Origin of the sequence: Sphaerisporangium sp. NPDC005289 (genome assembly GCF_040607455.1) — a bacterium.
Lineage (GTDB): Bacteria > Actinomycetota > Actinomycetes > Streptosporangiales > Streptosporangiaceae > Sphaerisporangium > Sphaerisporangium rhizosphaerae.
The window spans coordinates 1-20,456 of sequence record NZ_JBEXGS010000029.1 but is presented as its reverse complement, the minus strand read 5'-3'; the positions used below and the strand labels follow the sequence as shown (position 1 = coordinate 20,456).

The following is a 20,456-nucleotide window of genomic DNA, read 5'->3' as shown; positions in this document are numbered from 1 at the left end:
TCACAACCCGCACCGTCAAGGGTGTGCGAATAACGTCTCCATATAGCGGCCCCGCCACCGCGCGAACCACACGGAAAGGCACTGCCATGAGCTCCCGTACCACCGGCGACCGTCCCGCGCCCGAGATCCTCACCTCCATCGAGTCCGACGACTGGGACGGGCGGGACGTGATGGGCGAGCGGCACGACCAGGTGGCCTTCGTCGACGTGGACATGACCGAGATGATCGACCAGGGCGCCGTCTTCTCCGGCTGCGCCTTCCGGCGCGTGCGGTTCAACGCCTCACGGCACACCGACGCGGCCTTCCTCAACTGCACCTTCACCCGGTGCAACTTCTTCGACGCCGCCTTCACCGGGTGCAAGATGGTCGGCAGCGAGTTCGACGGCTGCTCCTTCGACCTGCTGAAGGTCGACGGCGGCGACTGGTCGTTCGCCCGCCTGTCCGGCGCCGAGCTGCGGGGCGTCTCCTTCACGGACGTGCGCATGCGCGAGGCCGACCTCACCGGCGCCCGGCTGGAGGGCGCCACGCTCCAGCGGGCCGACCTGTCGGGCGCCTCGCTGCGGCTCGCCGACCTGTCCCGATGCGACCTTCGCGGCAGCGACCTGTCCTCGCTCGACCCGCTGAGCGTCAACCTGCGCGGGGCCGTGGTCGACCTCGCGCAGGCGGTGCTGATCGCCACCGCCCTCGGGCTGGACGTGCGCTCCGGCTGACCCGTGGTCCACGGCGGGGGCGAGCCCGGGTCGTCGGCACCATAGGCGCCGGGACCCGAGCTCGCGGGCCGCATGTCCCCGGGTCCGGTCTCCACCCCTCCGAGGTGACCTCGCCCATCACGCGGGACACGGGCCGTCGTGGCGGCCGGCCTTCGATGAGGCCCCGCCGGGGACGTTCCGCACGCCCGGCGGTCACCCGCCGGCGGCTCTCGCCTCCCCGGCGAGAGGGCTCGGCCAACACGCAAGTGTTCCACCAAGCACCGCGTCCCGCTCATTTCCCGTCACGATTCGCATGTATGAAGGCTGGCGAACGCCGCGCTTCGGGACAACAGGCTTTCGGGGGAAGAATCGTGATTTCCTGGCAGTGGGCCGATGCAGGCATGTCAAGGCCACCGTGCACCCTGGCACCCGTCGCCGAATAGGTAGATTTTCACGAAATACCACCTTCCGTAATTGTGACCGTATTGGTTACCCTGCTCTGATCACGTACAGGGAAGACGCCGGGCCAGGATGCGGGCCACCTCCGCTTGGCACGTTCCCGGGACGAGAGACGATCAGCCGGGCAGTGGCGGACGACCGGACGGCAGGAGATCGATGGCGGAGCGACGACGGGGCCAGGCGCTTCCTCCGGCGCTCCCGGCAACCTGCCTGCTCAAACGCCGATTTCGGTTCGCCCGTTACCTACAAAGAGTGATCTACCCTGGCCACGACTGCGATCTGCCATCACGGAAGGTAAGATTCCCCGAGCGCCGACCTCGCGGACGACCTCCGGGCCGGCAAGGCACCTCACGTCGGGAGACGCAGATGGAAACCGTCGACCTCGAAGACCTGAGCCTCGAACTCCTCCTCATAGCCGCGCTGCACCACGAGGCCGAGCGCCTCGCCGCCGACCTTCCGGGGCCCGCGGCGGGTCCGGCCGGCCGGCGCGAGCCGCGTCCCGGCGGGCCGCCGCGCTCGCCCCGCGGCCGCTCGGCCCGGACATAAGTCGCCTACTGCAATAATTGCGCTTTCAACTTAAAAGTGATGCTTTACCACCGCCGCTTTAATTTGTCGGTGGCGGCGGTCACACTGCGAGCATGGCCGACCTTCCTCAGGAACCATCCGCTCCGGACGGCTCCACGCCGAAGAGCGCCCCGCCCCAGCCCGCCCACGACACCCCCGCCCCTGTCACCGCTCCCCCCGACGCCTCCCCGTCCGCGAGCGCCCCGTCCCCGTCCGCGAGCGCCCCGCACGAGGCCGACGTCCCGGCTTTCGACGACGCATCGCACCAGGCCGATCGCCCGGCTTTCGACGAAGCACCGCACCAGGCCGATGCCCTCGCTCCCGGCGACGCGTCGATCGAGCTCGGCGAGGTCACCCTCGGCGATTGGTACGCCCACGCCGACAAGATGACCGGCGTCGGGTTCCTCACCGTGGCCCGACGGCTGCCCGCCCTCATCCGCCACGCCGTCCGCCTGGCCTGGCAGGCCAGCCGCCGCGACACGGCGGCCACCATCGCGCTGAGCGTGCTGGGCGGGGTGTTCACCGCCTTCGGCCTGCTCGCCACCACCGGCGTGCTCCAGGCACTGTTCACCGCGGGGCCGACGCCCGAGCGGGTCAGGGCCGCGGTGCCGAGCCTGCTGCTGGTCGGGGCCGCCGCGACGCTGCGCACCGCCCTGCAGGCCGGGGCCGGCTGGGCGCAGGCCCGGCTCGAACCGCAGGTCGAGCGCATCGCCGAGCGGAAGCTCTACGAGCTGACCAGCCGCGTCGACCTCATCCGTTACGACGACCCCGACTTCCACGACGCCCTCGAACGCGCCCGCCAGCGCGGCGTGTCCATGGTGGACAGCGTGGTGAACTCCGCCATCGACCTGCTCACCGGCGTCATCGGCATCGCCGCCGCCGCGGGCGTGCTCGGCATCCTCCACCCGGTGCTGCTGCCCCTGCTCCTGCTGGCCGTCCTGCCCGACGCCTGGGCGGCCGTCCGCGCGGCCCGCATGCGCTACACGACGATGTACACCCTGATCCCGGTCCGACGCCGCAAATGGATCCTCAGCGACCTCATGGCGGCCCGGCCGACGGCGGCCGAGGTGCGCTCGTTCACCATGCGGCGGTTCCTCACCCGCCTGTACGACGCGGTCGCCGGGGCCGAGCAGGACGCCATACTGCGCATGGCCCGGCGCCAGGCGGTGGCGCGCGTCATCGGCGAGGCCCTGGGCGGCGCCGGCACCGCCCTGGTCTACGTGGCGCTGGGCGTTCTGCTCGCCATCGGCGCCGTGCCGCTGGCCGTGGCCGGCACGGCCGTGCTCGCCATCCGCTCCGGCCAGAGCTCGCTCTCCAACCTCATGTACGCCACCAACCGGCTGTACGAGGAGGGCCTGTACTTCACCGACTTCCTCGACTTCTGCGAACAGGCCGGCCGGCGCACGGAGCCGCCGCGCGAGCGCCACGCGCCAGGTTCGTTCGACCGCATCGCCGTGGACGACGTCACCTTCAACTATCCGGGCAAGGAGGAGCCCGCGCTCGACCACGTCTCGGTGCACATCGACCGGGGCGAGGTGGTCGCGCTCGTGGGCGAGAACGGCTCGGGCAAGACCACGCTGGCCAAGATCATCGCGGGTCTGTACGACCCGGCCGAAGGGCGGGTCCTGTGGGACGACGTGGACATCGCCCAGGTCGATCCGGACGAGCTCCGGCGCAACATCGCGGTGATCGCCCAGGACCACACCCGCTGGCCGCTCACGGCGCGGGACAACATCGGCATGGGCCTTGAGAGGGGCGAGCCGGCCCTGCGCGCCTCCGCCGAGGTCGCGGGCGCCGACCAGGTGATCGCCGAGCTGCCGCACGGCTACCGCACGCTGCTCGACCGGCGCTTCAAGGACGGGCACGAGCCGTCCGGCGGCCAGTGGCAGCGCATCGCGGTGGCGCGCGGCTTCCACCGCGACGCCCCGCTGCTGATCTGCGACGAGCCGACGGCCGCCCTGGACGCCCGCGCCGAGCACGCGCTGTTCGAGCGCATGCGCGGGCACGCCGACGGCCGCACCGTCCTGCTGATCACCCACCGCCTGGCGAGCGTGCGGTACGCCGACCGCATCTACGTGCTCGACCACGGCAAGGTCGCCGAACAGGGCACCCACGAAGACCTGATGGCCCTCGACGGCATCTACGCCGACCTCTACACCCTGCAGGCCAGCGCCTACGGCCGCGCCCACGACGACCGCCAAGCCCCCACCAACGCCGTCTGACCGCGCACGACCTGACGGATGACGCCACGACGCCAGCCGGCGGCCGCGGCCGCCTGCCGAGGTGACCGGGAGCGGGTGTGCCCGGTCAGTTGGAGGCGGCGTGGTCGCCGGGGGCGGCGGGGTGGGCGCAGGGGGCCGGGTCGGCCTGCTCGGTGAGGAGGTCGCGGTAGTGGTGGATCTTGCGCTGGATGGCGGCCTGCCGCTCCCTGAGCCGGGAGATCTGCTCCTCCACCTCCCGGTCGTGGGCCTCGAGCAGGGTGATGCGCTCGCCGATGGTCTGCCGCCCGCCCCGCACGAGCGCGGTGAACCGCAGCATCTCGGCGATGGGCATCCCGGTGTCGCGCAGGCACCGCACCATGCCGAGCCAGCCGACGTCCTCCTCGCTGAACCGCCTCTGCCCGGCGGAGTTGCGCTCGATCGGCTCGAGCAGGCCGATGCGCTCGTAGTAGCGGAGGGTGTCGAGGCTGAAGCCGGTCTCCTCCGCGACCTGTCCCGGTGTGTAGATGCTCACCCGCCGAGAATGCCACCTGGAGTGGGCTCCTGGTCAAGCCTCCGGTGGCGCCGCCCTCTCCCGTACGGCGGCCCCGCCCGGCCGGCGGCCTCAGCGTTCGGGCAGGTGGTCGGCCAGGTAGCGGCGGACGAGGTTCTTGCACTCGGCGATCAGGTCGGGGTCGCCGTCGGGGTGCAGGCGGAAGGCGAGCTTGAGCACGGCGTCGGCCGCCTCGACGGCCACCACGAGGGCGCGGTCGAGACCCGGCCCGCGGGGCGCGCCGAGCAGGTCGATGGTGAGCGCCCTAAGCCGGTCGGCCACGATGACGTTGTTCTCCAGCGCCGCGTCCAGCAGGCGGTTGGTGCCCTTGAGCGCCGGCCCGCCCGGGGAGAACAGGATCTCGCCGAAGTCGACGATGGCGAACCCGGGGGTGGTGCGCTTCATCGCGACGAACTCGTCCACGGCCAGGTGGACCGCGTCGGTCCAGTCGGTGATCTCGGCGGAGCCGAGCCGGATGGTCAACCGGTCGAGGAAGCCGTCGAGGTTGCGCAGCGCCAGCGCCCGCACGAGCCCTTGCTTGTCGGGGAAGAACTGGTAGAAGGTGCCGATGGGCACTCCCGCTCTGCGGGCGACCTCCTTGGTGGTCAGCCCGTCGTAGCCCACCTCGTCCAGCAGTCGCGCGCACTCGTCCAGCATCCGCTCGACCCGCTCGAGGCTGCGGCGCTGGGCGGGACGGCGGCGAAGCGTCCCTGCGGAGACGTTCATCATCTCCCCATCATCCTCCCGAAACCGGTTGCTGCGCTTAACATGAGAATCACTCATATTGCTGGAGGTCACCATGTTCCTTTGGGGTACCGCGACCGCCTCCTACCAGATCGAGGGCGCCGCCGCGGAGGACGGCCGGGGAACGTCCATCTGGGACACCTTCGCCCATGAATCCGGCAACGTGCGCGATGGCCACACCGGAGACGTCGCCTGCGATCATTACCACCGCTGGTCAGAGGATGTCACGCTCATGGCGGATCTGGGGGTGAACTCCTACCGCTTCTCCATATCGTGGCCGAGAATCCACCCGCGCGGTGACCGGGAGGTCAACCAGGCCGGCCTCGACTTCTACGACCGCCTCGTCGACGGGCTCTGCGCCCAGGGCGTCACCCCGGCGGCCACGCTTTTCCACTGGGACCTGCCGCAGGCCCTGGAGGACCGGGGCGGCTGGCTGAACCGCGACACCGCCCACCGCCTGGCCGACTACGCCCACACCGTCTCCGCCCGCCTCGCCGACCGGGTGCCCATCTGGATCACCCTCAACGAGCCGTTCATCCACATGGTCTTCGGCTACGCCCTGGGCACACATGCGCCAGGCCGGGCGCTGTTCCTGGACGCGCTGCCCGCCGCCCACCACCAGCTCCTCGGGCACGGCCTGGCCACCCAGGCGCTGCGCGCGAACGGCGCCGGACGGGTGCTGGTCACCAACAACTGCACGCCGGTCTGGGCCGCCTCGGACGCGGAGCGGGACGCGCGCGCCGCCGACGCCTACGACACCCTGCACAACAGGCTGTTCAACGACCCGGTGCTCCTCGGCTCCTACCCGGACCTGTCGGCCTTCGGCGTGCCCGCGCTCGACGCCGTCCGCGACGGCGACCTCGAGGTCATCGCCCAGCCGCTGGACGGCCTCGGGGTCAACTACTACAACCCGACCCGCGTGGCCGCCCCCGTCCCCGGGGCGGACACCGGTGGGCTGCCGTTCGTGGACGCGGGCGTCACCGGCCACCCGACGACCGCCTTCGGCTGGCCGGTCGTCCCGGACGGGCTGCGCGAGCTGCTCACGGGCCTGCGGGCCCGCTACGGCGACGCGCTGCCGCCGGTGTACGTGACCGAGAACGGGTGCTCGCAGACCGACGAGCCCGGCCCGGACGGCGTGGTGGACGACCAGGCGCGCATCGCCTACCTGGACGGCCACATCGCGGCGCTGCGCGCGGCCATGGCCGAGGGGGTGGACGTGCGGGGGTACTACGTCTGGTCGCTCCTGGACAACTTCGAGTGGGCCGAGGGGTACAACCAGAGGTTCGGCCTGGTCCACGTCGACTTCGCCACCCAGAAGCGCACGCCGAAGGCGTCCTACCACTGGCTCAAGAACCGCCTCGCCGCCGAACACCACCACGGGACGCCGGCCTAGAGCTCTCCACCGGACGCCGCGACAGGACACCCCCGTCTGGAGAACACCGGAGCACGCGAGACGCCCGGAGCGGGGTACGGCAGGCGAGCCGTCGGGGTCAGTGCGGTGACCACATACGTTCACCGGGCGCAGATCTCCACCCCCGGCCACGTGCCGCAGTGATCGGCGCCGGGTCGGCGGGTCGTGGTACGGCGATGCCGACGCCTGCCACGGCGCCCGAGCCGGTGAACGTTCGTGGACAGCGCCCTAGAAGACCGAGACGTGGACGTGGTCGTAGTGGTTGGCGGTGATGCCGCCGCGGTCGGACATCATGCGCCAGCCGGCTCCGGTGCGGATGTCGTAGTAGCGCTGCTGCCAGATGATGTACATGATCCCGATCTGGCGGCCGTTCTCGATGCACCACTGGGCCAGGGCGTCGCCGCGCGCCTTGGAGGCGGCGTCGGGCATGCGGCCGCCGGTGCTCATCATGAAGTCGCAGGCGCGGCCCTTGCCGTGCTCGCCGGGGTCGCCCGCGCGCAGGCATCCGACGCCGAACGGCATCGGGAAGTTCTGCATGATGACGTTGCGGATGCTCACCATGCGCGAGGTCAGGCCGCTGCCGGCGTCGGGGGTCTGGAAGCCGAACTTCTTGAGCAGCCGCTCGACGTCGGCCTTCTTGTCCTCCAGCCGGGCGATCTCCTTCTTCAGGTCGCCGATCTTGCCGTCGGCCTGCTTCTTGGCATCCTTGGACTCCTTGATCAGTCCGGAGATGCGGTTCAGCCGCTGGTTCTTCTCCTCGGCCAGGTAGGTGACGGTGGCGGCCTGCCCGAGGATCGCGTCGGGGTCGCCGGTGTAGTTGATGACCTGCGGGCCGTCGACCGAGCCTGCCATGTAGGAGGTGGCGAAGAACTGCCCCATCCGGCGCTCGGCGTCGACCAGGTCGCCGCGGAGCTTCTTGACCCGCTGCCCGGCCTTCCGCACCGCGTCGCGGGTGTCCTGCAGGCTCTGGATCTCACCGCGGTAGGCCTTCTGCAGATCGGCGGCCTGCTTGGTCAGCTTGTCGAGCTGGGACTGCGGGGTGGGCTTGGCATCGGCGGGCGGGATCACCAGCGCGGTGAACAGGCCCAGGAGGACGGCCGCCAGCGCGACCGCACGGCCTGATCGCATCAGCCCTCCCCATTCCCGACGCCCCGAAACTATAGAAGCCGATCTTCGGGCCTGTCACACGATCGGAGGAACCTATACACCATTGGCGAAGTATCTACCACTTCGCGACTACGCAGGGTGCGGGAATCCCGGTAATTGGGCCCCGGGTCACACGCCGACGACCGGCGGCACCTCACGATGCCCACCGCGCCCACTGCCGGTGACCACGGCCCGCGCCGGCCGGCGGACCGGCCCGGGCGATGCCGGCGAGGGGCGCCGCGCCGGGCCTTCCGCTCCCCGGCTCTTGTCGAGTTGTGTAGAACATGGTTCTGTCGTATCCACCGGACACCGCGGACCGCCCGTGGGCGCCCTCGCGGCATGATCGTCCAGCGGGCGTCCGGTCAGACCGGACCAGGCCCCGCCCGACCAGGAGGCAAGTCTCATGCTCCAGCACGACCGTCTGTTCATCGGGGGCGACTGGGTGGCTCCCTCGGGCACCGCGACGATCGACGTCGTCTCCCCGCACACCGAGGAGGTCGTCGGCCGGGTGCCCGACGGCGCCCCCGCCGACATGGACCGCGCCGTGGCCGCCGCCCGCCAGGCCTTCGACCACGGGCCGTGGCCGCGGATGTCCATGGCCGAGCGCGCCGAGGTGATCGGCAGGCTCGCCGGGCTGTACGCCGCCCGGCAGGCCGAGATGGCCGAGCTGATCACCCTGGAGATGGGCTCGCCCATCACCTTCTCCCAGCTCGCCCAGGCCCCGCAGCCGCTCGGCATGCTCCAGTACTACAGCGAGCTCGGCAAGAGCTTCGCGATCGAGGAGGAACGTCCCGGCTTGTTCGGCCCGGTGACCGTCCGGCGCGAGCCGGTCGGCGTCGTCGCCGCCGTGGTGCCGTGGAACGTCCCGCAGTTCGTCATCATGACCAAGCTGGCCCCCGCCCTCCTCGCCGGCTGCACGGTCGTCGTCAAGCCCGCCCCCGAGACCCCGCTCGACTCCTACCTCCTGGCCGAAATGGTCAAGGAGTCCGGCATTCCCGAGGGCGTGGTCAACATCGTGGCCGCAGGGCGCGAGGCCGGCGAGCACCTGGTCTCGCACCCGGGCGTCGACAAGGTGGCCTTCACCGGGTCCACCGCCGCCGGCCGGCGCATCGGCGGCATCTGCGGCGAGCAGCTGAAGCGCTGCAGCCTGGAGCTGGGCGGCAAGTCGGCGGCGATCATCCTGGACGACTGCGACCTGCCCTCCGCCATGGGGTTCCTGTCCATCGCCTCGCTGATGAACAACGGCCAGGCCTGCGTGGCGCAGACCCGCATCCTCGCCTCCGCCTCCCGCTACGACGAGGTGGTCCAGGCGATCGCCGACATGGTCGCCGGGCAGGCGGTCGGCGACCCCGCCGACCCGGCCACCGGCATCGGCCCGATGGTCGCCAAGCGCCAGCAGGAGCGCGTCGAGGGCTACATCAAGATCGGCATCGAGGAGGGCGCCAAGCCGGTGCTCGGCGGCCTGGACCGGCCCCGCGACCGCGGCTGGTACGTCGCGCCGACCGTCTTCGCGGGCGTCTCGAACGACATGCGCATCGCCCGCGAGGAGATCTTCGGCCCGGTGCTCTCGGTGATCGAGTACCAGGACGAGGAGGACGCCGTCCGCATCGCCAACGACAGCGAGTACGGGCTGTCGGGCACGGTGTGGACCGCCGACGCCGACCACGGCATGGACGTCGCCCGCCGGGTCCGCGCCGGCACCTACGGCGTCAACATGATGAACACCATGGAGCCGTCCACGCCGTTCGGCGGGTTCAAGGCCAGCGGCGTCGGCCGCGAGCTCGGCCCCGAGGGCCTGGCCGGATACCTGGAGTACAAGTCGATCGCCCGCCTGGGCTGAGGCCGTCCACCACGGCCGACGTCGTGCCACCACGGCCGATGTCCTGCCCACCACGGCCGACGTCGTGCGCAACCGCCGCCCAGCGCGCCCCCGCGTCGCTGGGCGACGGCCCCGCATTACAAGGATGTCCGAGGTCGCCCCCGTCAGAGGTACTGCCCGGGTAAAGGCTGTCCCCTGGTGGACCTCATACCTCCTGAGGAGGTAGACGACATTTATTCCGAATTGGTTCGCGCCACTACGGCGGCGGTCTCGATGGCGATCTCCAGTTCCTCGTCGGTCGGCACGACGGCGACCGCCACGGCCGAGTCGTCGGCGGAGACCAGCCGGGCGCCGCGCACCGAGGAGTTGCGCGTCGGATCGAGGCGGATGCCCATCGGCGCGAGGCCCGAGAGCACCTTGCGCCGCACCGGGGCGGAGTTCTCGCCGACCCCGCCGGTGAACACGATGACGTCCACCCGGCCGAGCACCGCGGTGTAGGCGCCGATGTACTTGCGCAGCCGGTGGCAGTACACGTTGTAGGCCAGCGCGGCCTCGTCGTCGCCCGCGGCGACCCGGTCGAGGACCGTCCGCATGTCGTTGTCGCCGCACAGGCCGTACAGCCCGCTGCGGTGGACGAGCATCTCCTCAACTTCGTCCGGCGTCATGCCGCCCCGGATCAGGTGGAAGATCACCCCGGGGTCCACGTCGCCGGAGCGGGTGCCCATGACCAGCCCCTCCAGCGGGGTCATGCCCATGGAGGTGTCGACGCAGCGGCCCGCCGACACCGCCGAGGCGCTCGCGCCGTTGCCGAGGTGCAGCACGATGACGTTGGCCATGTCGGGCTTGCCGACCATCTCGGCGGCCACACGGGAGACGTAGGCCGTGGAGGTGCCGTGGAACCCGTAGCGCCGCACGCCGGCCCGCTCGGCGACCTCGCGGTCGATGGCGTAGGTGCGGGCGGCCGGGGGGAGCGTGCTGTGGAAGGCGGTGTCGAAGACGGCCACCTGCGGCAGGCCGGGGTGGAGCCGGCGCATGACCTCGATGCCCGCCAGGTTCGACGGGTTGTGCAGCGGGGCCAGCGGCACGGCCTCCTCGATCTGCTTGACGACGTCGTCGTCGATCAGGACGGGACCGGTGAAGGCGGCCCCGCCGTGGACCACGCGGTGGCCGACGGCGGTGAGCCCGCCCGCGTGCGGGGCGACCTCCTCGGCGACCTTCTCCAGCGCGGCCGCGTGGTCGGGGTACGGCGACCCCGGCTCGCCGATGCGCTCGATCTTGCCCGCCTGGTGACGGGTGGGGCCCTCCACGTCGATGAGCTCGTACTTCACCGAGGACGACCCGGAATTGATCACCAGGATCACCGCGGCACCTCCGTGATCCACGATCCGATGCGCCTGATGAGGCCGGGGGTGGCGGCGGACTCGGCGTGGCCGTACCCCGGCTCGATCCACAGCTCCTTCGGCTCGCGCGCCGCGTCGAAGAGCTGGTGGGCGTGCTCCAGCGGGAAGAAGGCGTCGGCGTCGCCGTGCACGATCAGCAGCGGCGTGGGCGCGATGCGCCCGACCGCCTCGTGCGGCGCGAGCGGCACCGGGTCCCACGTGCCGGACTGGATGCGCGTGCGCTTGGCCACCCGGGCGGCCAGCCGTCCGGAGGGCCGCTCGATGGCCCAGTGGACCTGCCGCATGGGGCGGGTGCCGCGGTAGTACCAGCGGGCGGGACCGCTCACGGCCACCACCGCGTCGGTGCCTCTGTGCAGGGCGGCGTGCCGGACGGCGATCGCGGCGCCCATCGAGAAGCCGACGGACGCGACCCGCGTGTATCCGATGGAGCGGGCGTGCGCCACCGCCGCGTCCAGGTCGAGCACCTCCACGTCACCGACCGTGGAGCGGCCGCCCGACCTGCCGTGGCCGCGGAAGTCGAAGGCCACCACCCCGCCGTAGCCGCTCAGCACGTGCGCGATGCGCCGTGTCGCGCTCTCTCGCCAGGAACCGGTGAACCCGTGGGCAAGGACGATGCCGAGATCGGCGTCGCCCCGGGAGGGGGTGTGCGCGGCGTCGATCCGTACGCCGTCCTTGGTCATCAGCGTCGCGGGGAATGCTGCGGCAAGGGGCATGGAAAAAGCTTATGGGGAACGCCCGGCGCGCAGGTGGAGGAGGCCCATGCCGTGGGGGCCTGCGCCCCGAGCGCCTGTGCCTTGGCGGCCACCGGCGTGACGCAGGCGACCACGAACGCGCCCATGACCAGGCCCCAGACGGCGATGCGGCACCGTTCGCCCTTGCGCCGCCTGCATGTCAGAAGGTCCACCGCCGAGTCGGTGACCCGGTGCACGGAGGCGGCCGGTCGCATGAGTCCTTCGTCCACCATGCTGGCATGTCTTCCCGGGCGAGCCGTTGTTAGTCCCGGAGCCGCTCGCGCGGCCCGCCGGCGGCGGTCCGGCGGACGGGCCGGCGGGTCGTCTCCGCTGGTCGGGCGCTAGTGGACGACCGCATCACGAATTTGTGAACATTGCCAGAAATGTTTGCTTTGCGCGGGCGCGGCACGTGGTGGTAACCCCGATCAACTAAAATGGTGGAGGCCGCAGTGTCCGCGGCCGGCCTCCACGACCCAGAGCGAGACTCCATCATGCCTTTGAACAGCCGCGACGACCTGCGGAACATCGCGATCATCGCGCACGTCGACCACGGCAAGACCACGCTCGTGGACGCCATGCTGTGGCAGTCCGGGGCGTTCCGCGCCAACCAGGATGTCGACGAGCGGGTCATGGACTCCAACGACCTGGAGCGCGAGAAGGGCATCACCATTCTCGCCAAGAACACCGCGGTCAAGCACGGCGGCATGACCCTCAACATCATCGACACCCCCGGCCACGCCGACTTCGGCGGCGAGGTCGAGCGCGGCCTGTCGATGGTCGACGGCGTCGTCCTGCTGGTCGACGCCTCCGAGGGACCGCTGCCGCAGACGCGCTTCGTCCTGCGCAAGGCGCTCGGCGCCAAGATGCCGGTCATCCTGTGCATCAACAAGGTCGACCGCCCCGACGCCCGCATCGCCGAGGTCGTCGACGAGGTGTACGAGCTGTTCATCGACCTCGACGCCACCGAGGAGCAGATCGACTTCCCGATCGTCTACGCCTCGGCCAAGGCCGGCCGGGCCAGCCTCAACCGTCCCGACAACGGCGGCATGCCCGACTCCGAGGATCTCGAGCCGCTCTTCAAGACGATCACCAACACCATCCCGGCGCCGGTGTACGACCCCTCCGCGCCGCTGCAGGCGCACGTCACCAACCTCGACGCCTCCAGCTACCTGGGCCGCATCGCGTTGTGCCGCGTCCACCAGGGCACGATCAAGAAGGGCCAGCAGGTCGCCTGGTGCCGCACCGACGGCACCATCCAGCGGGTCAAGATCAGCGAACTGCTGATGACCGACGCCCTCGAGCGCAAGCCCGCCGAGCAGGCCGGCCCCGGCGACATCATCGCCATCGCCGGCATCCCGGACATCATGATCGGCGAGACGCTGGCCGACCCCGATGACCCGCGCCCGCTGCCGCTGATCACCGTCGACGAGCCCGCCATCTCGATGACGATCGGCACCAACACCAGCCCGCTGGTCGGCAAGGTCAAGGGCTCCAAGGTCACCGCCCGCATGGTGAAGGACCGCCTGGAGAAGGAGCTGGTCGGCAACGTGTCGCTGCGCGTGCTGCCCACCGACCGGCCCGACGCCTGGGAGGTCCAGGGCCGCGGCGAGCTGGCCCTGGCCATCCTGGTCGAGCAGATGCGCCGCGAGGGCTACGAGCTGACCGTCGGCAAGCCGCAGGTCGTCACCAAGACGGTCGACGGCAAGGTGCACGAGCCGGTCGAGCGGCTCACCGTGGACGCCCCCGAGGAGTACCTCGGCGCGATCACCCAGCTCCTCGCCGTCCGCAAGGGCCGCATGGAGCACATGACCAACCACGGCACCGGCTGGATCCGCATGGAGTTCGTGGTCCCGGCCCGCGGCCTGATCGGCTTCCGCACCGAGTTCCTCACCGAGACGCGCGGCACCGGCCTGGTGCACCACGTCTTCGAGGCCTACGAGCCGTGGTTCGGCGAGCTGCGCACCCGCAACAACGGCTCGCTGGTGGCCGACCGCGCCGGCGCCGTCACCGCGTTCGCCATGCTCAACCTCCAGGAGCGCGGCACGCTGTTCGTCTCGCCGACCACCGAGGTCTACGAGGGCATGATCGTCGGGGAGAACTCCCGCTCCGACGACATGGACGTCAACATCACCAAGGAGAAGAAGCTCACCAACATGCGCTCCTCCACCAGCGAGGAGACCGAGAAGGTCATCCCGCCGCGGGTGCTCTCGCTGGAGCAGGCGCTGGAGTTCTGCCGCGAGGACGAGTGCGTGGAGATCACTCCCGAAAACGTCCGCCTGCGCAAGGTCGTCCTGGACGCGGCCACCCGCGGCCGCTCGGCCGCCCGCGCCAAGCGCGGCAACTGACGACGGCTACGGGCTCGTGCTCTGGTCCTGGCGCTCGCCGGTCTCGCCGGCGTAGCGCTTGCCGGGCACGAGCTCACGCGCCCCGTACAGCTCCGACACCGTCACGAAGGTGTACCCCTTGGCGCTGAGGTCGGCCAGCAGGTGGGGCAGCGCCTCCATCGTGGTCCGGTGGATGTCGTGCAGCAGCACCACCGAGCCGGGCCGGGCGGCCGAGGCCCGCCGCGCCACCAGGGCGCTGTCACGGTCGCGCCAGTCGAGGGTGTCCAGGTCCCACAGGATCTGCGCGAGGCCGGCCCTGCCGGTCTCCTCGGCCACCTTGCCGTCGGTCGACCCGTACGGCGGGCGCATCAGCCGCATGGTGACCCCCGTGATCGACCTGACCACCTGCTGGGTGCGGTCGAGCTGCCCCCGCAGGCCGTCGCGGGACAGCGACGTGAGGGCGGGATGGTCCCACGAGTGGTTGCCGAGCTGGTGGCCCTCCGCGACCATCCGCCGCAGCAGGGGCGCGGTCGTCGGCGTCACCATCTGCCCGACGACGAAGAACGTCGCCCTGGCGTTGTGCCGGGCCAGGGCGTCCAGCACCGCGCCGGTGTAGTCGAAGGGGCCGTCGTCGAAGGTCAGCGCCACGCACTTGGCGTGCGCGCAGGCGATGGACCGTTCGGCCGGCGCCACGACGGGCCGGGTGCCCGGCCAGCCGGGCTGCTGGCCGATCACCCGCAGGGCCAGCAGCGCCGGATCGGAAACGGCCCTGACCGGCGCGGACGACCGCACCCGGATGACCTCATCCTTCGACCCTCCCCGAACTGGCGCCCGTACCTGACCGCAGCCAGGCAAGGCCACGACCAGCCCGAACAAGCATGCCAGCCACAGCAGAACCACCCGCACCGATGCCACCGCGCGCTCCCCCCGTACAGCGGCAGGGGTCACGGATAGTGATCGGCCGCTTCCCCCCGCAGAGCCTTGGCCAGCTCGTCCCACCAGGGAGGAGCATCGGCCTGCAACTCGGCGTAACGACGCGCCACGCGAATGGCGCAACCCACCGGATCCGTACCCAGATGGCGACGTTTCACCACACCCTCCTGCCAACGGTAAAAACCATCGCGGAAGGTCACTACCAGGCCAATCCAGACAGACAGGATCGCGTCATCGCATACGTCGTACGCGTCGGTCACCCCCAGGCTGACGAGCTCCACCCGGAGCTTCGCCAGAGCCGCGCGGGCCTCAGTCACCCATCCACCCCCAGTAGGGCCACAGCGGGCCAGAGCGATAAGCACACACCGGTGATGTACCCCCGATGGGCGCGCCTTTGCACTCCCGTGGTCGAGACGTGACCTACTGGAGTGGACAGAGGCCGGTCAAGAAGCCGGATCTCCCCGCGGCCGGCGGAGTGACCGGCGGTGTCGTCACCGGTCGAGCGCCTCGCGCGGCTCGGTGACGACCATGACGAAGCGCAGCGCCTCGCCGCCCTCGTTTGCGTAACGATGCGGACGGTCGGCGCTGAAGAGCACGGCGTCGTCCTTCTTGAGCACGTGGCTGCTCCCGTACACCGACAGGGTCAGCTCGCCCGACAGCACCGTGAGCATCTCGCGCGTGCCGGGCGGGTGGGCGTCCCCGTCGTGGAACTCCCCCGGCTGCAGCGTCCAGTCCCACAGCTCCAGGATGGCCGGGGCGTCGGAGCCGAGCAGCAGGCGGGCCGAGCCGCCCTGGTCGCTGCGCCACAGGGTGGCCGCGTCGGCGGCGGCCACCACCCGGACGACCGGGGTGTCGGACACCTCGACCAGGCGGGCCACGGTGACCCCGAGGGCGTCGGCGATGCGCGTGAGCGTGGTCACACTGGGGTTGGTGCGGCACTGCTCGATCTGGACGAGCATCCCGCGGCTCACGCCGGACCGCGCGGCGAGCGCGTCCAGGGTGAGCCCGCGGTGGGCGCGCTGAGCGCGGACGTTGTTGGCGATCGCCGCCGTGACGGTCCCCGGATCAGCCATAGGTGCAGTCTAGTGGCATTTGTGAACAACGCATTGACCCCAATATATTGCACTAACAGTGCAATTCATTGGGGGTGAGCGGACATGGCAGCGGTGATGCTCGCGACGATGTGCGCCGTGGTCTACGGGACGGCGGACTTCTTCGGCGGGTTGGCCACCAGACGCTCCCGCGTCCTGGCCGTGGTGATGCTCACCCAGCTCACCGGCCTGGTCTTCGTGCTTCCGCTGCTCCCGCTGCTGCCCGGGACGCCGAGCCCGGCCGCGCTCGGGTGGGGCATGGCAGCGGGACTGTGCGGCGGCGTGGGCGTGGTCCTGTTCTACCGCGCCCTGGCCTCCGGGGTCATGTCGGTCGTGGCGCCGACCACCGCCACCACCTCGGCGGCGCTGCCGGTCCTGGCCGGTCTGGCGATGGGCGAACGCCCCGAGGCGGCCGCCCTGTGCGGGGTCGCCCTGGCGCTGGCCGCCGTGGTGCTGGTCAGCCGCGAGCCCGGGACGGGCCGGAGCCGGGCCGCGCTGGCGCCGGTCGTCCAGGCCCTGGTGTCCGGCCTGGGGTTCGGCGCCTTCTTCGTCCTGCTCAAGCAGGTGCCCGCCGAGGCCGGCCTGTGGCCGTTGTTCGGCGCCCGCCTCGCCTCAGCGGTCGCCGCCGGCGCGCTGGCCCTGGCGAGCGGGCGCACGGTCAGGCCCGGCAAGGGCGCCCTGCCGGCCATCGTCACCGCCGGGATCCTCGACATGCTCGCCAACGTGCTGTATCTGATGGCGGTCCAGCGCGGCCTGCTGACCGTCGTCGCGGTGCTCGCCTCGCTCTACCCGGCCAGCACCCTCCTGCTCGCCAGGTACGTGCTCGGAGAGCGGCTCAGCGCCCTGCAGGCCGCGGGGGTCGGGCTGGCCCTCGGCGCGGTGGCCCTCATCGCCTCGGCGTAGCGAACACCACGCCCTCATCGCCTCGGCGTAACGGAAGCCACGCTCTCGGCGCCTCGGCCCGGCGAGGGCCACCCCGCCCCTTGCGCCTGGTCCCGGTCGTATCAGACCCGGTGGGCGGTCACCTCGATCTCGATGCGCATTCGCGGGTCGGACAGGCCGCAGACGAACATCGTCGCGGCGGGCCGCACCTCGCCGAAGTACCGCTGCAACACCGGCCAGCACGGCTCGAAGTCATCCGCGTCGGGCAGCATGTACCGGACGCGGACCACGTCGGCGAAGGAGCATCCCGCCTCCTCGAGCGCGGCGCCGATGTTCTTCATGCACTGCTCGACCTGCTCCACGATGCCCTCGGCGATGGTCATGCTCGTGTAGTCGAACCCCGTCGTCCCCGCGACGTGCACCCAGTCGCCGTCGACCACCGCCCGCGAGTACCCGACCGCCTGCTCGAACGTGGAACCACTTGAGATCAATCTGCGAGTCTGCATGGCGAGACCGTAGGCAGACGGCGAGGCGTACGTCCACCAGGGGCGGAGCGAAACGCGTGAAGGCCGCCTCGGCGGACGCCGTGCCGGCCTTCGGACGTCGTCCCTGGATCAGGCCGCCTGGAACTGGGCGGGCGCGCGCAGCGCACCCTCCTCGTGCGCGTAGCCCTCCAGCATCGTCCTGAGCTGGCGGCGTCCGCGGTGCAGCCGGGACATGACCGTGCCGATCGGAGTGCCCATGCGCTCGGCGATCTCCTTGTAGGCGAAACCCTCGATGTCGGCCAGGTAGACCGCGACCTTGAAGTCGTCCGGCAGCGAGCGCAAAGCGTTCATCACGACACTGTCGGGCAGCAGTTCGAGCGCCTCGGTCTCCGCCGAGCGCAGACCGGTGGACATGTGCGACTCGGCGGCGGCGAGCTGCCAGTCCTCGATGTCCTCGGCGGCGGACAGCTTGGGAGAGCGCTGCTGCTTGCGGTAGTCGTTGATGAAATTGTTGGTCAGGATGCGATGCAGCCACGCCCGCAGGTTCGTGCCAGGCCGGAACTGGTGGTAGGAGGTGTAGGCCTTGGCGACGGTCTCTTGCACCAGATCCTCGGCATCGGCCGTGTTGCGGGTGAGGCGCATGGCCGACGCGTAAAGCTGGCTCGTCACGGGCATGACATCGCGCTCGAACCATGCCTGACGCTGCTGTTCGGTCATCGAGATCATCTCATCCCCCTCATGCCTGCTGTCCCCCGTTACCCATCCGACATGAACCCATGCAGGCTCTCTAACCGCTTTACTCCGTACGACGGCTGATCACATGCTTGCGGTTCACTCGTAAGGGTGACGTTAGGGGTCCAAGCAGGTCAGCTGGGGTTCATCGGTAGCTGGCTCGGAGTGGCGTCGACACACCTCCAGGCCGGACAAGTCTCATTATAGTAACAGACAACGGACAAATCACGGGAAAGTGTGGTAAGGGTCACATAGAGGGACCACAAGTTAACGTATGCCCATGAAGTACGTGGATAGGCATGATCCGGAAGTCCGGGCGTGGGTGGCCGAAGCGATCCGTACGGTCGAGGCCGACGCCAACCGCAGCTGCGACACCCACCTGCACGTGTTCCCCCTTCCGCCGCAATGGGGCATCGACCTGTACCTCAAGGACGAGTCGGTCCACCCGACCGGCTCGCTCAAGCACCGTCTGGCCCGCTCGCTGTTCCTGTACGGGCTCGCCAACGGCTGGATCGGGCCGGACACCACCGTCATCGAGGCCTCCAGCGGCTCGACGGCGGTGAGCGAAGCGTACTTCTCCCGCATGCTCGGCCTGCCGTTCATCGCGGTGATGCCCGCCTCGACCTCCCCCGAGAAGATCGCGCTGATCGAGTTCTACGGCGGCAAGTGCCAACTCGTGGACAACGCCCGGGCCATCTACGAGGAGTCGCGCCGCCTGGCGCAGGACACCGGCGGCCACTTCATGGACCAGTTCACCTACGCCGAGCGCGCCACGGACTGGCGGGGCAACAACAACATCGCCGAGAGCATCTTCCAGCAGATGTCCCTGGAACGGCATCCGGAGCCGTCCTGGATCGTCGTCGGCGCCGGCACCGGCGGCACCTCGGCCACCATCGGCCGCTACATCCGCTACCGCCGCCACGCCACCCGCCTGGCCGTGGTCGACCCGGAGGGGTCGGCCTTCTACCCGGCCTGGGTCGCCGGCGACTCCCGGATGATCGCCTCCGGCTCCGGGATCGAGGGCATCGGCCGGCCCCGCGTCGAGCCGTCGTTCCTGCCCTCGGTGATCGACCGCATGATCCAGGTGCCCGACGCCACCTCCATCGCCGCCATGCGGTGGGTCCGCGAGGTCACCGGCCGCCACGTCGGCGGGTCCACGGGGACCAACGTGGCGGCCGCCGTCCAGATCATCAGGAGCATGCGCGAGAACGGCAAGCAGGGCAGCGTGGTCACCCTCATCTGCGACGGCGGCGAGCGCTACCGGTGCACCTACGACGATGACGACTGGCTCGCCGAACGCGGCGTCGACATCGAGCCCGCCCTCGCCGACCTGCGGACCTTCCTCACCCACTGACCCGGCCGCCCACCGACGGACGTCGCCCGGTCACGCGGACGCGACCGGATAGTCCCGGCCGTTCTTCCGCGTGGAAAGCCGGGTGCGGCGCGGACGCCATGCCGCGCCACCGCGAGTTTCGACGACCTTCGCCGGCGGGTCCTCACGGGGCTGGCGGGCAGGATCTCCGCCTGCGACAGCGCCCGACACATGCCTGAAATTTTCAGCACCGTCCATCCCGGCCGGTGCGGCCGCGCGCGGGCAATTGCCAGCAAGCCCCGATGACGCCTCATCACAGCGGGTGGAGGCGGCGGCACCGCCACTTGACGCGACCCCGGCGCGTCGTATTGGCTCCGCCGCACCACACCTCTCACCCCGGCTGAGAAGAAGGGGCGCGCTCCAGCGGATGTTAACGCTAACATCGCATTCGCGATCTTTGTGCTCCTGGGCCAGAACGCCTGAGTTCGGCTCATACCCATCGGCCGTCGCACCGCCGAGGTCCCGACGGCCGTTCCGCGCCGGACGGACGATCGGCCGGCACCTCTACCGAGGCATGGGCCTCGGCGGCGACCACGACCCACCGCCCTGGCGGCACGGCCTGCCGGCTCAAACCACCTTCACCTGCTGACGTCGGGAGATCGAAGCATGTACGCATGGAAGCGATGGCTGACCGCCGCGCTGCTGGCCGTCGCCGTGGTGGCGACGGGAACGGCGACCGGGATGGGCGTCGCCAGCGCCGAGTCCAACGGCGGAGTGCGGGTGATGCCGCTGGGTGACTCGATCACCGAGGGCACTCAGGTGCCCGGCGGATACCGCATCGGGCTGTGGCAGCGCCTGGCCTCCGGCCGCTACACGATCGACTTCGTTGGATCCCAGTTCAACGGGCCGGGCAACCTCGGCGACCACGACCACGAGGGACACCCCGGCTGGCGCATCGACCAGATCGACGCCAACATCACCGG

The 20,456-nt window shown here is 70.6% G+C and carries 18 protein-coding genes and 1 pseudogene; 9 read left to right on the top strand and 10 right to left on the bottom strand.

Features of this window, described 5'->3' with window-relative positions:
• Window positions 1–86: 86 nt before the first annotated feature.
• The 3 genes from ABZT47_RS34835 to ABZT47_RS34825 all read left to right on the top strand — a co-directional run bounded on the left by ABZT47_RS34835 (window position 87) and on the right by ABZT47_RS34825 (window position 3,934).
• Complete coding sequence (locus tag ABZT47_RS34835) at window positions 87–710, top strand: pentapeptide repeat-containing protein (RefSeq protein WP_354851909.1); 624 nt, start codon at window positions 87–89, stop codon at window positions 708–710.
• A gap of 804 nt (window positions 711–1,514) precedes the next feature.
• Complete coding sequence (locus ABZT47_RS34830) at window positions 1,515–1,694, top strand: hypothetical protein (RefSeq protein ID WP_354851907.1); 180 nt, start codon at window positions 1,515–1,517, stop codon at window positions 1,692–1,694.
• Between the two features lie 92 nt (window positions 1,695–1,786).
• Window positions 1,787–3,934: an ABC transporter ATP-binding protein gene (locus ABZT47_RS34825; RefSeq protein ID WP_354851905.1), complete on the top strand. Its 2,148-nt coding sequence runs from the start codon at window positions 1,787–1,789 to the stop codon at window positions 3,932–3,934.
• A gap of 85 nt (window positions 3,935–4,019) precedes the next feature.
• Here ABZT47_RS34825 and ABZT47_RS34820 read toward each other — a convergent pair whose 3' ends face one another.
• Window positions 4,020–4,445: a MerR family transcriptional regulator gene (locus ABZT47_RS34820; protein ID WP_354851903.1), complete on the bottom strand. Its 426-nt coding sequence runs from the start codon at window positions 4,443–4,445 to the stop codon at window positions 4,020–4,022.
• A gap of 90 nt (window positions 4,446–4,535) precedes the next feature.
• Window positions 4,536–5,192, bottom strand: a complete 657-nt coding sequence (locus ABZT47_RS34815; RefSeq protein WP_354851902.1) for a TetR family transcriptional regulator — start codon at window positions 5,190–5,192, stop codon at window positions 4,536–4,538.
• A gap of 70 nt (window positions 5,193–5,262) precedes the next feature.
• On the opposite strand from ABZT47_RS34815, the gene ABZT47_RS34810 reads away from it, so the two are divergent.
• The gene (locus ABZT47_RS34810) at window positions 5,263–6,600 is read left to right on the top strand and encodes a GH1 family beta-glucosidase (RefSeq protein WP_354851900.1); all 1,338 of its coding nucleotides are present in this window, start codon (window positions 5,263–5,265) and stop codon (window positions 6,598–6,600) included.
• Between the two features lie 246 nt (window positions 6,601–6,846).
• Here ABZT47_RS34810 and ABZT47_RS34805 read toward each other — a convergent pair whose 3' ends face one another.
• On the bottom strand, window positions 6,847–7,746 hold the full coding sequence (locus ABZT47_RS34805; protein WP_354851899.1) for a hypothetical protein: 900 nt from the start codon (window positions 7,744–7,746) through the stop codon (window positions 6,847–6,849).
• 421 nt (window positions 7,747–8,167) lie between these two features.
• On the opposite strand from ABZT47_RS34805, the gene ABZT47_RS34800 reads away from it, so the two are divergent.
• Window positions 8,168–9,604, top strand: a complete 1,437-nt coding sequence (locus ABZT47_RS34800) for an aldehyde dehydrogenase (protein WP_354851898.1) — start codon at window positions 8,168–8,170, stop codon at window positions 9,602–9,604.
• A gap of 212 nt (window positions 9,605–9,816) precedes the next feature.
• Here the strand turns inward: ABZT47_RS34800 and ABZT47_RS34795 are convergent, their stop codons facing one another.
• Together ABZT47_RS34795 and ABZT47_RS34790 are read right to left on the bottom strand one after the other, a co-directional pair.
• Window positions 9,817–10,944 (bottom strand): acetate kinase, encoded by a 1,128-nt coding sequence (locus ABZT47_RS34795; protein WP_354851896.1) that lies wholly within the window; start codon window positions 10,942–10,944, stop codon window positions 9,817–9,819.
• Window positions 10,941–11,696 (bottom strand): alpha/beta fold hydrolase, encoded by a 756-nt coding sequence (locus tag ABZT47_RS34790; RefSeq protein ID WP_354851894.1) that lies wholly within the window; start codon window positions 11,694–11,696, stop codon window positions 10,941–10,943. Before ABZT47_RS34790 ends, ABZT47_RS34795 begins: the two co-directional genes overlap by 4 nt.
• A 509-nt stretch (window positions 11,697–12,205) precedes the next feature.
• Between ABZT47_RS34790 and typA the strand changes: the two genes are divergently transcribed.
• Window positions 12,206–14,059, top strand: coding sequence for a translational GTPase TypA (gene typA, locus ABZT47_RS34785; RefSeq protein ID WP_354851892.1), 1,854 nt, complete (start codon window positions 12,206–12,208; stop codon window positions 14,057–14,059).
• Window positions 14,060–14,065: 6 nt separating this feature from the next.
• Here typA and ABZT47_RS34780 read toward each other — a convergent pair whose 3' ends face one another.
• From ABZT47_RS34780 to ABZT47_RS34770, 3 genes are all read right to left on the bottom strand, one after another.
• A complete protein-coding gene (locus tag ABZT47_RS34780; RefSeq protein ID WP_354851890.1) occupies window positions 14,066–14,830 on the bottom strand; it encodes a polysaccharide deacetylase family protein in 765 nt (254 codons plus the stop codon).
• 152 nt (window positions 14,831–14,982) lie between these two features.
• Window positions 14,983–15,288, bottom strand: coding sequence for a hypothetical protein (locus tag ABZT47_RS34775; protein ID WP_354851888.1), 306 nt, complete (start codon window positions 15,286–15,288; stop codon window positions 14,983–14,985).
• Between the two features lie 174 nt (window positions 15,289–15,462).
• On the bottom strand, window positions 15,463–16,044 hold the full coding sequence (locus ABZT47_RS34770) for an XRE family transcriptional regulator (protein ID WP_354851886.1): 582 nt from the start codon (window positions 16,042–16,044) through the stop codon (window positions 15,463–15,465).
• Between the two features lie 84 nt (window positions 16,045–16,128).
• Here ABZT47_RS34770 and ABZT47_RS34765 point away from each other — a divergent pair, with 84 nt between their 5' ends.
• Complete coding sequence (locus ABZT47_RS34765) at window positions 16,129–16,965, top strand: DMT family transporter (RefSeq protein WP_354851884.1); 837 nt, start codon at window positions 16,129–16,131, stop codon at window positions 16,963–16,965.
• Window positions 16,966–17,066: 101 nt separating this feature from the next.
• On the opposite strand, the gene ABZT47_RS34760 is transcribed toward ABZT47_RS34765, so the two are convergent.
• On the bottom strand, window positions 17,067–17,450 hold the full coding sequence (locus tag ABZT47_RS34760; protein WP_354851882.1) for a RidA family protein: 384 nt from the start codon (window positions 17,448–17,450) through the stop codon (window positions 17,067–17,069).
• Between the two features lie 108 nt (window positions 17,451–17,558).
• Window positions 17,559–18,155, bottom strand: coding sequence for a sigma-70 family RNA polymerase sigma factor (locus ABZT47_RS34755; protein WP_354851880.1), 597 nt, complete (start codon window positions 18,153–18,155; stop codon window positions 17,559–17,561).
• A 286-nt stretch (window positions 18,156–18,441) separates the two neighbouring features.
• Between ABZT47_RS34755 and ABZT47_RS34750 the strand changes: the two genes are divergently transcribed.
• On the top strand, window positions 18,442–19,515 hold the full coding sequence (locus tag ABZT47_RS34750) for a PLP-dependent cysteine synthase family protein (protein ID WP_354851879.1): 1,074 nt from the start codon (window positions 18,442–18,444) through the stop codon (window positions 19,513–19,515).
• Between the two features lie 624 nt (window positions 19,516–20,139).
• Window positions 20,140–20,456, top strand: a pseudogene (locus tag ABZT47_RS34745) (SGNH hydrolase); the annotation flags it as partial.